The organism is Symbiobacterium ostreiconchae, from assembly GCF_055396975.1.
Genome location: NZ_AP042454.1, coordinates 1,044,709 through 1,061,264, shown reverse-complemented (window position 1 = coordinate 1,061,264; position 16,556 = coordinate 1,044,709). Strand labels below are relative to the sequence as shown.

Annotated in this window: 11 protein-coding genes; all 11 read right to left on the bottom strand. The window is 66.7% G+C overall.

Translation table 11 applies throughout. From position 1 onward, the window contains the following. Positions 1-77: 77 nt before the first annotated feature. The gene (locus ACZ5UM_RS05285) at positions 78-1,541 is read right to left on the bottom strand and encodes an IS1182-like element ISSyth2 family transposase (protein WP_464847284.1); all 1,464 of its coding nucleotides are present in this window, start codon (positions 1,539-1,541) and stop codon (positions 78-80) included. Between the two features lie 135 nt (positions 1,542-1,676). Further along, a complete protein-coding gene (locus ACZ5UM_RS05280; protein WP_464847283.1) occupies positions 1,677-5,222 on the bottom strand; it encodes an S-layer homology domain-containing protein in 3,546 nt (1,181 codons plus the stop codon). A gap of 427 nt (positions 5,223-5,649) precedes the next feature. Next, positions 5,650-6,450, bottom strand: a complete 801-nt coding sequence (locus tag ACZ5UM_RS05275; protein WP_464847282.1) for an NYN domain-containing protein — start codon at positions 6,448-6,450, stop codon at positions 5,650-5,652. A gap of 146 nt (positions 6,451-6,596) precedes the next feature. Next, positions 6,597-7,865, bottom strand: coding sequence for an HD domain-containing protein (locus ACZ5UM_RS05270; RefSeq protein ID WP_464847281.1), 1,269 nt, complete (start codon positions 7,863-7,865; stop codon positions 6,597-6,599). Positions 7,866-8,011: 146 nt separating this feature from the next. Next, positions 8,012-9,637, bottom strand: coding sequence for a CTP synthase (locus tag ACZ5UM_RS05265; protein ID WP_464847280.1), 1,626 nt, complete (start codon positions 9,635-9,637; stop codon positions 8,012-8,014). A 130-nt stretch (positions 9,638-9,767) separates the two neighbouring features. Continuing rightward, positions 9,768-10,229, bottom strand: coding sequence for a DNA-directed RNA polymerase subunit delta (gene rpoE / locus ACZ5UM_RS05260; RefSeq protein WP_464847279.1), 462 nt, complete (start codon positions 10,227-10,229; stop codon positions 9,768-9,770). A gap of 296 nt (positions 10,230-10,525) precedes the next feature. Next, on the bottom strand, positions 10,526-11,263 hold the full coding sequence (gene kamE / locus ACZ5UM_RS05255; RefSeq protein ID WP_464847278.1) for a lysine 5,6-aminomutase subunit beta: 738 nt from the start codon (positions 11,261-11,263) through the stop codon (positions 10,526-10,528). Then, positions 11,260-12,822 (bottom strand): lysine 5,6-aminomutase subunit alpha, encoded by a 1,563-nt coding sequence (gene kamD, locus ACZ5UM_RS05250; protein ID WP_464847277.1) that lies wholly within the window; start codon positions 12,820-12,822, stop codon positions 11,260-11,262. The genes kamE and kamD overlap by 4 nt, the downstream gene beginning before the upstream one ends. 24 nt (positions 12,823-12,846) lie before the next feature. Beyond that, positions 12,847-13,932 carry a lysine 5,6-aminomutase reactivase subunit KamB gene (gene kamB, locus ACZ5UM_RS05245; protein ID WP_464847276.1) on the bottom strand — a complete coding sequence of 362 codons (1,086 nt, stop codon included), beginning with the start codon at positions 13,930-13,932 and terminating at the stop codon, positions 12,847-12,849. Then, positions 13,925-15,211, bottom strand: a complete 1,287-nt coding sequence (gene kamA / locus ACZ5UM_RS05240) for a lysine 2,3-aminomutase (RefSeq protein ID WP_464847275.1) — start codon at positions 15,209-15,211, stop codon at positions 13,925-13,927. The genes kamB and kamA overlap by 8 nt, the downstream gene beginning before the upstream one ends. Positions 15,212-15,322: 111 nt before the next feature. Further along, positions 15,323-16,333: an L-erythro-3,5-diaminohexanoate dehydrogenase gene (gene kdd, locus ACZ5UM_RS05235; protein ID WP_464847274.1), complete on the bottom strand. Its 1,011-nt coding sequence runs from the start codon at positions 16,331-16,333 to the stop codon at positions 15,323-15,325. Positions 16,334-16,556 lie beyond the last annotated feature (223 nt).

The following is a 16,556-nucleotide window of genomic DNA, read 5'->3' as shown; positions in this document are numbered from 1 at the left end:
TACTTCCAGAAATTCGCCTGGATTTGCCTCAGTTGGGTGCTGGGGAAGTGGGAAACGGAGGGTCTTTCCCGGTATCCTTAGGCGCTCAAGGCATACGAAGATCGCCGGCTCTCTAAGAGGGCCAGCTTCTTCAAGTTCTGCGCCAGGGCCGACACCAGGCACTGGTGCTGCACACGTTTTCGGCCTCTGTATCGCGCATACCGCAGACCGTGCAACTCTTTAGCATCGGCAAAACTGCGCTCTACCGTTTCCCGCCGACGCTGTGCGAGGCGCTGCCCTTCATCCGTCTTCACAAACTCCCGCGCCTCTTCCCGCAGGTGCTCGTAGAGGTGGCGATGGATCACTTTCTGCTTCGTGGTGGAGCGAGTACACTGGCCAAGGAGTGGACACGACGCACAAACCGAAGCATGGGATCGGTAGACTCGGTAGCCGTCACGGTTGGTGGTGACGTACGTCAGCCACTGCTTGGCCGGGCAGCGGTAGGCATCCCGTGAAGCGTCATACTTGAAGCGCCACTTGCCCATCAGTTCCTTGGGCGAAGGGTGACGGCGATGCGCTACCGCAGCCTGAATCCCTCGCTTGGACAGCAGGTGCAGAACCTCCAAGGTGTTGTACCCGGCATCGACTCCAACCTTCTCGACCTTCAGCCCGTGCCGGTCAACACGGGAAAGGCACGTGGGGTAAACCTGGGCGTCGGTCATCGCCGCCGACGTGACGAGCACGTCGAGGATGAAGCCGTGGCGACCATCGACGGTGCGGTGCTGCAGGTAGTGAAACCCGTCAGGCTTCCCCTCACGGCGAAGCATCGCCGCTTCCGGGTCCGTCAGGCTGACCGTCATCTCGTCAACCGACAGATCCGGCTGCGGGTCTTCTTTGCGTTCGGGCAAGGGCTTCAGCCCGTGGGCCTCGCGGTCAGCGTTCACTGCGGCCAGTAAGCCATCCTCCGTATCATCATTTGCCGCACACTCTTCCCGTTCGGCCCGACGAGCCGCCAGGTGCCGTTCCCGGGCTCTGGCGATGTCCTCCAGGGTAACGCCTTTCGTACCTTCTTTGGCAATCCGACGCTTGTTGGCGTTTGCCTTCAGGTGGCTGGAATCGGTGAAGATCATGCGACCATCGATGTATCCGGCATCAATGGCCTGCTTGACGACATGGTCGAACAGTTCCTCAAACAGGCCGGAGTCCTTCCACCGACGGCTGTAGTTCTTACCTGGCGTGGTGAAGTGCGGGACCGGATCGGTAAGCCCCAACCCCAAGAACCAGCGGTAGGCGACGTTGACCCGGATCTCCTCGACCAAACGCCGATCCGATCGGATGCCGAAGAGGTATGCGATGAGCTCCATCTTCACCAGCACTACTGGATCGATGGCCGGTCGCCCCCGGTCGCTGTAGAACCTGGCCGTGCGTTCCCGGATGAAGTCAGTATCAAGTATCGCTTGGATCTTCCGGAGCAAATGATCTTGGGGCACCAAGTCTTCGATCAGCACGAGCTCATACTTGCGCTGAGCATGTCCATGTTCCCGAAGCACCGCATTCACCACCGCCAGATACTGCTTATGTTGCCATTGTACAACAAAATCCGGGCACCCGCGAGGGGTTACCCGGATTTTGTCTTCAACCTGACCAAAGCCCCCTCTCGAAAGAGGGGGCTTTGGTGTCTCACTCCTTAGCTTGCGCTAGGGAATGTCGAAGTACACCTGGTGCGTACCAGTCGGGTCAGTGCTGCTGAACGTGACCGAGAGGTTGTCGACGTTGGTGAACACGTAGAACGTGACACCCGAAGCGCCGTACGGGATATACAGCGTGTCGACCTTCGGACCGTTAGCCTCGGCCTTGATCTCGAAGTACTGACCCTGGCTGGCGTCGATACCGGCGCTCGGGTACGTGATGCTGACCGCGATCCGCCGCGGGCTGCCGTTGGCGTCCGTAGCGGTGTTGATCACCGGGTTGCCGTACTGGTCAACCAGGTTCAGCACAAACGGACCAGAGACCGCACCCTTGGTGATCGTCAGGGTGTCGTTGCCGGCCACCTTGGTGGTGTCAGCAACCTTCACACCTGCCGCCGTGCCGGCCTGGACGCCGATGCTGGCGGAGATCTTCAGATCGCTGACGCCGGTGCTGTCAGTGACGGTGTAGGAGACGCTCGGCGCCTTCACGAACTGGATGCCAGTCGCCTCGTACTCGCCGGGCGACCCGGCAACCGGAGTCAGCGTGATCGTCTTCTCGCTGGAGTTGGGAGCAGCGCCATCAAGAATCGTGCCCTTCGGGAAGGTGACCGTGATGGTCTGCCCGTCCAGCTTGGCACCGCGGCTGTCGTACGCCGTGACGAGGATACGGACCTGCTGGGCCTGAGTCACGTAGTACTTGTCGACCCAGTTCCCGCCTTCCTGAACCTGCGTCCGGACGCTCAGGTTGGCAACCACGGAGTTGTCGATGGTGATCGCCACGCTCGGGGTAACGTTGTCAGTGGCGCCGTTGCCGGTGTGGCGCAGGTGGATGGAGCTGTTGGTCAGGTCAATCGTCACGTTGTACGGATTGCCCGGACGGACGTAGCCCAGCGTCGTCACCGTGACGGTGGCGGTGCCGGTCTCATCCGTAGTGACATCCGCACGGTGAGACCCGTTGACCCAGGTATCGGTGCCGTTCGCCAGGAAGACGATGGTCTCGCCGGAGTCAGTAGCCTTGTTGCCAGCCTTGTCGTACAACTGAGCCGTCAGCTGGATGGACTCGGTGCCCTGAGCAACCTTGACAGCGCTGCGGGTAAAGGCGACCGAGTGCGCCGGACCGGGCACGAAGGTGGCCGAAGCCGTGCTGGTGGTCAGGTTGCCGGACTTGGCGGTGACCTGCAGATCGCCGACGAAGTTCTTGGACCGAATCTTCAGGGTCGCCTTGCCCTCGCTGTCGGTCGCCACGACGGGATCCTGGGTGAGCTGCGTCCAGGTGTTCGTGCCAGACTCGTACTCCAGGTACTTGGCGCTCAGGTCAACATCGAGGTCGAAGGTGATGTTGACGCCGCTCTTGGCCACGGGGACGCCGTTCACGTCACGCAGCTGGGCGGTGAAGGTGACCGCAGTCGGCTTCTCGTCATCGCCAGTGGCCGTGGTGGGATCATTCGCCCGGTAGGTCTCAGCGGAGCTGGACCGAACGATGTCAACCTTCGCCTCAGCAGATGCGTAGGCCGCTGTGCTCTCGGCAGTGGCAGACTCCATGCCGGCGAAGCTAGCGGTCAGGGTGATCGGGCCCGTCGTGGTCAGGTCGACCGGGTAGAAGGGCACGGACACGCCGTTGCCGTCCTGGTTGCCCACATAGTAGAAGGTCTTGGTGGTGACCTTGCTGCTGCTCTCGAAGGAGGCGGCACCCGTCAGGGTAACGGTGATGCCGTAGCCGCCAGTCAGCATGGCCTTGCCATCCTGGTCGAGCACGGTCAGGGTCGCCGAAGCGCCGGTGTTGTTGATCGTGCCGTCAGGCTTGTTCACGGCCAGGTACTTCGGAGCGGTGAGCTTCAGCGAGGTAGCCACCTGCGGCAGCACCCGAATGGAAGCGGTGCCGCTCTGGGCTTCAACGCCGTCCTGGTTTGCAGTACCCGTCAGCGTGACCACAGCACCCTGCATGGCCAGCGGAGCCTTCACTTCGAAGGTCGCGACGCCATCGGAGTCGCTCTTCTTGGTGATGGTCAGGCCAGGGCCAGCGAGGTTGAAGATGTTGTCCTTGGCGCTCTTGATGACGGCACCGTTAGCGTCAACGACCTTGACCGTGACCTTGGCCACGGAGGAGCCGTTCGCAACGATCGTCTCGGGCGCCTCAACGACCACCTTGGCGGCGGCGCTGAAGTTGCTGTAGATGTGGACGACAGCCGTCTTCTCGACGTCGCCGACCTTCGCGGTCACCGTGTAGGCACCAGGCTTGGAAGCCAGGAACTTACCGGTGGCGCTGTCCAGCATCGCGTCGGGGCTGTCCTGGCTGAAGGTGGCGCCCTCGATCACGTTGCCGAACTTGTCCTGAGCGGTCAGGGTGACCATCTCGCCAGGAGCAGCCGACTCCTTGTCGGGGACGACCTTGTCGAACTCGCCAGGCACAACCTTGATCTCAGCAGTGCCGCTCAGGTCCCCGATGGTCACGGTGATCGTGCCTGTGCCAGCCTTGTCGGAAGCGGTGAAGATGCCGGTCTCCTTGTCGTAGGAGCCGATCTCGCCGCCAATGGTGACCTTGACGTCCTCAGCGTTGTACTCAACCTCAGCGCCGTTGGCGTCGACCAGCTTGAACACCAGCTCGGCCTCGGAGCCGGCCTGAATGGTGCCGTCGCCCAGCTCAACCACGACCGCAGCGGCCTCGCCCGCAACCCGGGTGACCTTGTAGGAGGCCTCAGCGACGTTGCCGGCAGCGTCAACGGCGGTGAAGACGAACTCGTTCTCGCCGAGCTCGAAGGTGACCTCGACGGAGAAGTTGCCCTCCTCGTCGACCGTGATGGCCTCAGAACCGAGGTACAGAGCCTCGGCACCCTTCACGTTACCCGTGATGGTGTCGCCAGCCTTGGTGGTGGTGGGCTCGGCCGGCTGATCAACCACGAGCACGGGGGCCTCGTCGTCAACGTAGACCTGGTACAGGGTCTTGCCGTCCACGGTGGCGGTGCGGAAGACGGCGTCAACGATCGCGAACGCCAGGCCGCGGGAAGCGGGAGCGTTCAGGTCGGACAGATACGCCTCGGCGTCAGCCTCGGTGATCAGGCCGTTGTCGATGGCGATCCGCAGGGTGTCCTGAGCCCAGGTGGCTCCGGTGCCGGGCTGGACACCCAGGACCTTCATGATGAAGGCCAGCGTCTCGATGGCGCTGATCTGCTTCTCGGGCTGGAAGCTGCCATCCTCGTAGCCGACCGCGATGCCGTTCTTCTCGGACAGGTTCTTGATCATGGCGACGTAGCCGGAGTACCAGGCGTTGGCAGCCACATCGGAGAACGACGAGGTGCCCTTCAGGTACCCGGCGGTCTCCTCGTGCCCAAACGCCCGCACGATGACGGTGGCGAGCTGGGCACGAGTCACGGGAGCGTCGAGGGCCGGAACAGGAATGCCGTTCTCATCGGGCACGCCTGCGACCAGCTTGTAGCCCTCGAGCCGGGAGTAGGCGTCCTGCACCGAACCGGTGGTATCGGCCAGGGCGAAGCCTACGGACCCGAGGACGAGGCTCGACGCCACGAGCACGGACGTGAGCTTCTTCATCAAGCCCATTCTTTGGTAGCCTCCTTTGTAGTCTTTAGGTCCTAAAGCTACCTTCCTCACGAGCGGTGACATGAGGAAGCTTTGTAAACTTGGTCATGTGTACCCTTATACGGCTTCGGGGTCCGGCAGCGGAATATGTCTGCCATCGGCTAAACTATTTTCGTTCCCCGCGGCGCAAATCCTTCTCGCGCGCCGCTTAGGAGAGTTTGGGCAGCTCACTGCCACTGGATGGACCTCTTGCCAGCCCGGGTTACACAGGTTTACAGACGACGCAATCGGCGGGAATGTTCCCGACATCTCCCTCCGTTTTGCGGTCGCACTCAGATAGACGCTGGACAGGCCGATTTGTTCCCCAAAATCGCGCGAAAGCGCGCTGTCAATCCCTGGCGCGCGCGAAAGCGCCGCCCCGCGCGGGCGGCGCCTCCGCTTCCGTCCCTTATGCCGTGACCGTGCCGGGCTGTCCCTGGCCCTTCGGGGCCTTCTCCCCCAGCACCCGCTTGACCAGCTCGTGCTCCCGGTTCAGCTTGCAGGCCGTGGTCGGGAACAGCTCATCCTTGGGGTTGGGCACCTTGTACGTGTCGATGATGCCCTCCGAAATCGCCTGGTTCACCAGCTCGTACGTCTTCCGGTCCACGATGTCCGACCCGGCCAGGATCCGCAGGAAGTACTTCAGCCCCACGAAGGGCTTGCCGCACTCCGCGGCGTCCAGCTTGCGGATCATCATCTCCATGTCGTACATCGCCGGCGGCAGCATGCCCAGCAGCGACTCGATGGTGGTGAACTGGTTGACGAAGGACATCACGTCCTTGCTCATCGTCTTTTCCACCGCCACCACGTGCACCTGCTTGCCCCGGGCCCGCAGCTTGCGGATCACCTGGATCATGTCACGGTCGCCGCAGACCAGCACGAACGTGTCGATGTCGGACCGTGTGTACATCATCTCCAGGGCATCCAGGCTCATCTCGATGTCCGCGGCGTTCTTGCGCGTGCCGTCCTCGTAGTTTTTCGAGAACACGTGCCGGGGCTCCACACTGCGCCGCTGCAGGTCGCTCATCAGCCCCCGGAACTCCTCGTGGTCGAAGTCCGCGTAGGCGTGCATCAGGCAGACCTGCCCGCTGCCGCGCTCCCCCATCTCCCGCAGGCTGGTGATCAAGCGGTCCAGGTCGGGTGCCACGCCGTACTGCTGCTTCATGCTCCAGTAGATGTTCTCGTAATCCATAAAGATGACCGATCTCAACTGGGTCCCTCCTCATTACTCACCCTAGATCCTAGCTTTGGCCGCCGGCGCCCCTTCCATACCTCGGGTTACTGGCCAGCATACGAAAACCGGGCGGTCGGTGCCACAACGGCACGTCCGCCCGGTCTGTTGCGGATTCGCGAGAGTCAAGTGATCAGCAGGACCTGCCTGACCCTGTCGGCCGCCTCCCGCGGCACGAAGAGGAAGCTGCGGCTCACCGGCTGGGTGGCGATGCCCCGGAGCACCTGCGAGACCTCGGTCACCTCCCGGAGCGCCGGCGGGTCGGTCCACGAAAGGAGGATCTGGATGGGCGTGGGGCCCGCCTCCTGGGTCACGTAGTACTGGTAGGTGGCGCTGGCCGCCCGGTCGATCTGATAGTAATAGTCGGGATCGAACCCGGCCCCGCGGAGGGCCCGCCGCACCGCCTCCTCCTGCTCCGGGTCCAGAGGCCCGTCCAGCCGGATGCCGGCGAACAGCCGCCGGTTCAGGAAGCGGCCGCTGAGGTCCGCCAGCACCGGGTCGGGGGCCGCCGCCCAGCGCTTGATCGCGTAGAGCACATCCGTCTCGTCCAGGGCCACGTACTGCGCCAGGGTGAGGTCCTGCCCCGCCAGCACCGGCTCCAGGGCCGGCGGCAGGAAGCCCAGCGCTCCCTGCTCGCCCGCCCGCACCAGGGCGACCGCCCGGCGCAGGGCCAGCTCCAGCAGCACCTCGCTGGACCGGGTCGCCTTGTGGAAGTACACGTTCCAGTACATGAAGTAGCGGGCCAGCAGGAACTCCTCGGCCGAGGTGATGCCCTTGTCGGTGAGGGCGAGGTGGCCGTCCACCACCGTGAGGGTCTGGATCAGCCGCTCCAGGTCGAACTGGCCGTAGGTCACGCCGCACATGCGGCTGTCCCGCAGCAGGTAGTCCATGCGGTCCACGTCCAGCTGGCTGGCGATCAGCTCCTTCAGGAAGGGCCGCCCCTCCCAGGCGCCGCGGATGAAGGAGGCGATGCGCGCCGGCCACGCAGCATCCCGGTCGGCCAGAATGTGGGCGATGCTCGACTCAGGGCTGGCGATGATGCGGGCCACCCAGGCCTCGTGGTGCATGCCGGTCACCTTCTCAAAGAGGTGCGAGAAGGGGCCGTGGCCGATGTCGTGCAGCAGCGCCGCCGCGCACGCCATCGCCCGCTCGTCCGGATCGATCTCCACCCGGTGCTCCGCCAGGTGGGCCAGCACGCGGTTCATCAGGTGGTAGACGCCCAGGGAGTGCGCGAACCGGGTGTGCTCCGCCCCGGGGTAGGAGATGAAGGAGGTGCCCAGCTGCCGGATGCGCCGGAGCCGCTGGAACTCGGGGCTCTGGATGAGGCCGAAGATGGTCTCGTCCTTCACCGCGATGTTGCCGTGGATGGGATCGCGGAAGATGTACTCCTTCACGGGCGTCCACCCCCTGACCGTCTCGGTCGCTGCGTGATTCTACATTTGAATATACCCGTTGTATGGCCTGCGCCACAACTCAGAACCCGCGGCAGACAAAGCAAGGCCCGTGCAGCACAGCCGCACGGGCCCACCAAGTATTGCTTTTACTTCTTCCCCGCCCGATACTCCAGCGCCGCCCGGATGAAGTCCCGGAACAGCGGGTGCGGCCGGTTGGGGCGGCTCTTGAACTCGGGGTGGAACTGCACCCCGACGAACCAGGGGTGGCCCTCCATCTCCATGACCTCCACCAGGTTCCCCCCGGGCCAGACGCCGGTGGCCTTCAGGCCGACGGACTCCAGCCGCTCCAGGTAGGCGTTGTTCACCTCGAAGCGGTGCCGGTGCCGCTCGTGGACCACGTCCGTGCCGTAGGCGGCGTGGGCCAGGGAACCCGGCTTCAGCTTGCAGGGGAAGGCGCCCAGCCGCATGGTGCCGCCCAGGTCGGTCACCTGCTTCTGCTGCGCCATCATGTCGATGACCGGCTCCTTGCAGTCCGTCACGAACTCGGTGGAGTTGGCCTTCGAGAGCCCCAGCAGGTGCCGGGCGGCCTCGATGACCGCCGACTGCATGCCCATGCAGATGCCGAAGAACGGCACCCCCTTCTCCCGGGCGTAGCGGACGGCGTTGATCTTCCCCTCCACCCCCCGGTAGCCGAAGCCGCCGGGCACCAGGATGCCGTCGGCCTTGCCCAGGCAGGCCTCCAGCGTCTCCTCCGTCACGCCGTTCTCCAGCCGCTCCGAGTCGATCCAGTGGATGCGCACCCGGGCGTTGTTGTGGATGCCCGCGTGGTTCAGCGACTCCACCACCGAGAGGTAGGCGTCCTCGAGGGCCACGTACTTGCCCACCAGGGCGATCTCCACCTCGCGCTCGGGGTGCTTGGCCCGCTGCACCAGGGCCTCCCACTCGGCCAGGTCGGGGGTGCGGGGGTCCAGCCCCAGCCGCCGGCAGACGATCTCCGCCAGCCCCTCCTTCTCCATGGCCAGCGGCACCTCGTAGAGCGACCCGAGGTCCTGGTTGGGGATGACGGCCTCGGGCGGGACGTCGCAGAAGAGGGCGATCTTCTCCCGCAGGTCCTTCGGGATCTCCCGGTCGGACCGGCAGACGATGACGTCCGGCTGGATGCCGATGGAGCGCAGCTCCCGCACCGAGTGCTGGGTCGGCTTGGTCTTCAGCTCGCCCGACGCGTCGATGTACGGCACCAGCGTGACGTGGATGAAGAGCGTGTCATCTCTGCGGGGCACCTCGTTCTTGAACTGCCGGATGGCCTCCAGGAAGGGCTGCCCCTCGATGTCGCCCACCGTGCCGCCGATCTCCACCAGGATGACGTCGGCGTCGCTGTCCTCCGCCACCCGGCGGATGTGGGACTTGATCTCGTTGGTGATGTGCGGGATCACCTGCACGGTGCCGCCCAGGTAATCGCCCCGGCGCTCCTTGGCGATCACCGAGGAGTAGATCTTGCCGGTGGTGACGTTGTTGCCCTTGCCCAGGTTCACGTCCATGAACCGCTCGTAGTGCCCGACGTCCAGGTCGCACTCACCGCCGTCCTCGGTGACGAAGACCTCGCCGTGCTGAATCGGGCTCATCGTGCCTGGGTCCACGTTCAGGTAGGGATCAAATTTAAGGGCGGTGACCCTATAGCCCCGGCTCTTGATGAGCCGGCCAAGGGACGCCGCCGTAATGCCCTTGCCGAGACCTGAAACCACGCCTCCGGTTATGAAAATGAACTTGGCCATGATCCGTGCCCCTCCCTGGAAGCTCGGCCGATGCTGCTGCTATGAACAAATACTGGTCTATTCTAGCCAGCCGCGCGAGGCCTGTCAAGCGAAAAGGGGATACGCCGTATCCCCTCTGTATCGCCAGACGCTAGAGGTCCTCCTCGTCCTCGTCGTCGATCGCCGCGCCGACGTCATCGGCCTCCAGCTCGTCGTCGATATCCACCTCGTCCAGGGAGTACTCGTCGTCAAGCTCCTCACCGAGGTCCAGTTCCTCTTCCTCTTCTTCCCCGATGTCGTCCAGTTCATCCTCCAGCCGGAGGGGAGACCGGGTGACCCGGCCGGCCGTGCCGTCGGCCTTGATGTGGACGACCCGGCTCGTCTTGGGCTGCCACTCCCTGAGCCCCCACTCGCCGCCCCCCTGGTGAATGAAGCGGGAATCGAGGTTGATCTCGGTGTGCATCTGCGCGATCAGGCGGCCCGGGTTCTCCTGGCTGATCGCCTTCACCTGCATCACTTCGCTGATCAGCTGCTTGAAGTGCATCGGCTTGCCGTGCTTCTTCAAAATGGTGAAGGCCAGATCCGTTACCGACATATCAGGTTTCAGTTCCATAGGCGATCCCATCCCATCTCCACTCCCTGTCTGTCCATCCACCTCGATGGGCAGCTTCAGGTCCGCAGGTCAAACCCGTCAGCCGCCGGAAAGCCGATGAGAGATTCGACTGCGGCGCGCGGATTCCTGCTGCCCTGCGCATGTACGAGCCGAAATTTACCCCCCGCGCGCCGATCCGTCAAGACCCTGCCAACCTATGCCGCGCGCCGGCCCCGCGACACACCCCCGGCGAAGAGGCCCCGAACCCGCGCATGGCGCACGGTCGGGGCCTCCAAGTTCCTGTGCCGCTGCCGCGTTCACCGGGCCTGGCGCTCCAGCAGCGTCTGCACGATGAACGCCGCCACCTGGCTGGGGAGGGTGCCGGGGCCGAAGCCGGCGTCATACCCCAGCTCCACCGCCAGCTCGTGGGTGATGCGGGGCCCGCCGGCGATGAGGATCACCTTCTCCCGCATGCCCTCGGCCTCCAGCAGGTCCACCAGCCCGGTCATGTTGCTCAGGTGCACGTTCTTCTGGGTCACCACCTGGCTCACCAGGACGGCGTCCGCCTCCACCTCCTGGGCCTTGGCCACCAGGACCTCGTTGGGCACCTGGCTGCCCAGGTTCCAGACCCGGAACCCCTGGTACCGCTCCAGGCCGTAGTCGCCCCGGTAGCCCTTCATGTTCAGGATGGCGTCGAGCCCCACCGTGTGGGCGTCGGTGCCCGTGCAGGCCCCCACCACCCGCACCGGCCGGCCGATCCGCTCGGCCACCAGCCGGTCGATCTCCTCCATCGACCACGACGGCGCCGTGACCTCGGGCACGTGGATCGCGTCCAGGTCGACCCCCTGGGTCGCCTTCGCGTACACGACGAAGAAGGTGTAGCCCCCGCCCAGGTCCCGCATGGCCACCACCTGGGGGTTCTCCAGGTTCATCTTCAGGCAGAGCTGCCGGGCGGCCTCCCGGGCCGCGGCGCCGACGGGCACCGGCAGGGTGAAGGAAAGCTGCACGGCGCCGTCTCCGGTGGTGTCGCCGTAAGGCAGGACCACGCGGCTCACGCCTCACCGCCCCCTTTCAGGCAGAGCTCGTAGAAGGGGTTCAGGTACCCCTCGCCCTTCTCCAGGACGCCGTCCAGCCCCTTGCCGCCGTCCCGCGGCCGGCGGATGCCGGCGAAAACCCCGTCGGCGATCGCCTCGAACAGGCCGCGCTCGGCGATGCGCTCCAGCAGGGCCACCGTCCGCTCCAGCACCTCGGCGGCCCGCCGCTCGATGCGCCCGCCGGGCGCCAGCCGGAACTCCTCCCTGAAGTGCCGGGCGTTGTTGAAGATGTAGCGGGCGTTCTCGATGGCCAGGAACCGGTCGTGCAGGTAAGGGGTGTGGATCGCCTCGGTGAGGATGCCCACCAGGTGGATCTGCTGCCCCGTGGCCACGCTGGTCAGGTTGAACAGGGCGTTCATCACGTGGCCCATGAAGATGTCGCCGGTCATGTGGCGGGTGGGCGGCATGTACTTCAGCGGGGCATTGGGGAAGCAGACCCGGCTCAGCAGCGCGTCGGCCATCTCGTACAGCAGGCCGTCCTCCAGGCTCGGGTCCATCTCGAAGGCGTGGCCCAGCCCGATCTGGCTGTCGGGCATGCCCGAGCGGTGGGCGAACTGTTCATTGATGAACTGCGACGCCAGCACCGTGTGCGCCGCCTCGTAGGCGTCGGCCGTGGTCAGGTAGTTGTCCTCGCCCGTGTTGATGATGATGCCGGCCTCGGCCTGGATCATCCGGGCGAAGTGCTGGTCGATGAGCGTCCGCTGCGGGTTGATGTCCCGGAACAAAATGCCGTACATCGAGTCCGAGAGCATCATGTCCAGCCGTTCCAGGGCCCCCAGCGCGGCGATCTCGGGCATGCAGAGGCCGCTGGCGTAGTTGGTGAGCCGCACGTAGCGGCCCAGCTCCTCGCTCACCTCGTCCAGGGCCCGGCGCATGATGCGGAAGTTCTCCTGGGTGGCGTAGGTGCCGGCGAAGCCCTCAGTGGTCGCGCCCTCGGGCACGTAGTCCAGCAGCGACTGGGCGGTGGAGCGGATGACGGCGATGACGTCGGCCCCCTGCCGGGCCGCGTTCTGGGCCTGCACCACGTCCTCGTAGATGTTCCCCGTCGCTACGATCAGGTAGAGCCAGGGGCCGGGCCGCTCGCCGTACCGGGCGATGAGGCCCTCGCGGGTCCGCCGGTTCTGCCGGATGCGGTCCAGCGCCGCCCGGGAGAGCCGTTCGGCCTCGTCCCGGATCTCCGCCTCCGGCAGGAGCGGCAGCTGCATCAGGTTCAGCTCGCCCGACGCCACCGCCTCGGCCACCTGCTGGGGCGTCCGGCCGGTCTGCCGGCACGCGTTGGCCATCCAGAAGGCCGCGCCGCGCCCCAGGCCCCCGCCGTCCTGCAGGGACTCCACCACCAGGTTCGCCAGGGGCACCTCATCCGGCCCCTTCCCCTCCACGCCGAAGAGGCGCACCACCGCCCGCTCGATGGCCGTCGTGGTGTGCCGCTCGATGAAGGGCTGCACCTGGTCCACGATGCGGCCCGCGAGCTCCCGGGCCCGCGCCACCCGCGCCGGGTCGATGTTCAGCGTCAGCGACAAGGTGTTCTCCCTCCGGTTTCGTCTTCAAGTTGCGTCAGCCAAGTAGTGCGCGATGCCCGCCACCAGGTCGACCACCGGCCGCCCGGCCGCCTCCGCCACCCGGGCGCAGAAGGCCGCGGCGTCGTAGCCCGGCCCCACCGGGGAGTAGGCGTTGGTGGTCACCGCGGCGATCTCCACCCGCTTCTCCACCCACACCTGCCCGCCCTGCCGCCGCCACCGGCGCCAGGTGTGCCGGTCCGCCAGCACGTGGGTCGGGTCGGGCACCAGGATGGGGACGCGCGCCAGCCGCCGGGCCAGAAGGGCCTTCAGCAGCCCGTCGGTCAGGGCGCCGGTGAGGCAGAGGGCGGTCCCGGGCGGCGCGCCCGCCACCGCCTCGGCCACCCGTTCCGGGTCGGCCAGGCCGCTCCGCACCGGCACTGGCGCGGGCGGGCCATCCGGGGGCAGCAGGCAGACCGGCGGCCGCTCCCGCGGCGCCGCCGGGGCCTCGGGCAGGTCGAAGAGCTCCAGCAGGTACCGCACCTGGGACACGGTCGCTTCCATGGACGCGGAGTAGGCCGCCCCGGCCGCGAGCACCGCCCGCCCCGTCACCGCGGGCGCGGCCGCCGCGCGGCGGTCGAAGGAGCCGTCCACCAGGCAGAGCGCCGCCCCCGCGGCCTCCAGCTCGTCCAGCAGGGCTGCGATCCGGGCCGCCGAGCCGGGGCCCACCAGCAGCACCTGGCCGGCCCGCTCGACCCGGCCGATCACCACCGGGCCCAGCGGGGTGGTGACGCCGGTCTCCCGCAGCACGGCCACCCGGGCCCGGCTCTCCGGGTCGTCACCGGCCGCTGCGCGCCCGCCGTCCGGGCCGCCGGCGGCCGCGGTGGCCACCAGCGCCCCCTCGGGCGCCCAGATGCGCGGCTTCGGCAGCTCCGTCACCGCGTCCACCGCCTCGCCGTCCCGCCCCGTGGAGAGCAGCCCCAGGGGGATCCCCAGGGCTGCCGCGGCGCGAATTAGCCGGTTCAGCGTCACCGTCTTGCCGGCGTTCTTCGAGAGGCCCACCAGGCTGACGCGCCCCCGGTCCCGGCCGCCGAGCACGGCCCTGAGCAGCCGGACGGCCAGGTCGTCAGTCATCGCCGGCCTCCTGCCCCAGGCGGATTACGCCCTCGGGCAGGGCCATCTCGCCCGACCGGGGCCGCACTGCCCAAAGTTCGGCAGCCGGGCCGATCTTGATGTCGCTGTGGTCGGTGCCGCAGATCGTGCACTTGCCGTCCTCGATGTGATCCTCCGGCGTGCCCTCGTGGTAGATGCTGATCTTCCCCTCGAAGTTCCGCAGGATCACCCGCCCGTCGGACTGGGAGATCAGGTACTGGGGCATCACCGGGATCTTGCCGCCGCCGCCCGGGGCGTCCACCACGAAAGTGGGCACCGCGTAACCCGAGGTGTGGCCGCGCAGGGCCTCGATGATGGCCAGCCCCTTGGAGACGGAGGTGCGGAAGTGGCTCAGCCCCTCGGAGAGGTCGCAGTTGTAGATATAGTAGGGCCGGCAGCGCACCTTCACCAGCTCGTGCACCAGCCGCTTCATGACGACCGCGCAGTCGTTGATGCCCTTCAGCAGCACCGACTGGTTCCCCGTGGGGATGCCGGCGTCGGCCAGCCGCTCCATCGCCTCACGGGCCTTCGGATGCTGCACCTCAAAGGGATGGTTGAAGTGGGTGTTCAGCCAGATGGGGTGGTACTTCCGGAGCATGTTCACCAGCTCCGGGGTGATGCGCTGCGGCAGCACCACCGGCATGCGGGTGCCGATGCGGATGATCTCCACGTGCGGGATCGCCCGCAGGTTCTTGATGACGTACTCCAGCCGCCGGTCGGGCACCGCCAGGGGGTCGCCGCCCGATATCAGGACGTCGCGGATCTCCGGATGCGCCCGGATGTAGGCGATCGCCTGATCGAGCATCGCGGTGGACATGGCCTCCTGGTCGCCGACGATCCGCCGGCGGGTGCAGTGGCGGCAGTAGAGCGAGCACTCGTGGGTGATGAGGAAGAGCACCCGGTCAGGGTACCGGTGGGTGAGCCCCGGCACCGGGGAGTCGACGTCCTCGTGCAGGGGGTCGCCCATCTCGTAGTCGGCCCAGGCCAGCTCGGCGTACTTGGGCACCGCCTGCAGCCGCATGGGGCACCGGGGGTCGTCCGGATCGATGAGGGTGGCGTAATGCGGCGTGATCCCCAGCCGGAAGAGGTGCTGGGAGTCCCGGATCGCGGCCTCCTCCTCCTCCGTGAGGTTCACCACCTGCTTCAGCTGTTCCAGGTTGGTGATGCGGTGGCTCACCTGCCAGCGCCAGTCGTTCCACTGCTCCTCGGTCGCATCTGCCCAGAGCGGGATCTCCCGCCAGTCGCGCGGTTTGGTCAGCATGCGCAGTCCCTCCCATTCTCGGTCGCTCTCGGTCGCTGCCGCCGGCCCGCGGCCCCCCACCGCGGGCGGCGTGGTTCTCCGCTCGGGCGTGCCCGTTCACGCGAGCCCCGTTCAGGCGTACACTTCCTCGAACAGCGCCCGCAGCTCGGGGCTTTCCCGGAGCAGATCCAGCGTGAGCTCGGCGTGCCCGGGGTAGTAGCCGTTGCCGATGAGCATCTCCACCTGGCTGCCCACCCCTTCGGCCCCCAGGGCCGCGGCGGTGAACGAGGTGGCCATGCTGAAGAAGTAGATCATGCCCGTGGGCTTGGTGGCCAGGATCGCCCCCAGTTCGGCGCCGGGCAGGTTGACCAGCGAGAGCGTGAGGTCGACTTTCTCCCCTACGGCCCGCATCACGCCCAGGGCGTCGCGGGCGTCGCCCTGGATGTACCGGTGCGCAGCGCCCAGCCGCCGGGCCCGGGCCAGGCTCTCCTCGCTGTAGTCGAAGCAGATCACCTCGGCGGCGCCTGCCCGCCGGGCGGCGTAGGAGCAGAGCAGGCCGCTCTTGCCGCCCCCGCCCAGGATCAGCACCCGGGAGCCGGGCTTCACCAGACGGGCGGTCTGGGCCGGCGCGCCGCACACGTCCAGGGCGGCGAGCGCCAGATTGTCGGGGATGTCGTCGGGCAGCTTCGCGTAGATGCCGGTCTCGAAGAGGATCGCGGTGCCGGTCACCTCCACCTGGTCCGCCCCGGGCAGGACCCGGTGGATGGCCTCGATCCTGAGCGGCGTGAGGCTCAGGCTCACCAGGGTGGCGATCCGGTCGCCGGGCCGGACGTCGGCCGTGATGGCCGGGCCCACCTCCCGCACGGTGCCGATGAGCATCCCGCCCGACCCGGTGACGGGGTTGTGCATCTTGCCCCGCTCGTCGACAATGCGCCGGATGATGGCGGCGATGCGGCCGGGGTCGCCCCCCGCCTCCTCGCTGATCTGCCGGAACGAGGCCGAGTCGATGTTGAGCCGCTCCACGTCGATCAGGATCTCGTTGTCGTAAATGGCCGGGTCGTTGTTCACCCGCCAGGCCGGCTGGGGCAGGATCCCGGCGGGCTCCAGCACCCGGTGCGTGCCGTACGGACAGCCCATGGCCATAGCTGACATCACTCCCTGTTTGTCGCGAATTGCAAGAAGCGTGCCACCGCCGCGGCGTGCGGAAAAAGCGATCCCTCTGCCGGTTTTTCGGCAGAGGGATCGCTGGCTGTCAGGATGTGCCGAAACTTGGGCGGCCGCCGCACCTGGGTCAGTCGGCCATACTCACCTGCGGGACCTCGCGCCGCACCACCTTGCCCGGCCATCCGGGCATCATGGCGCAGCG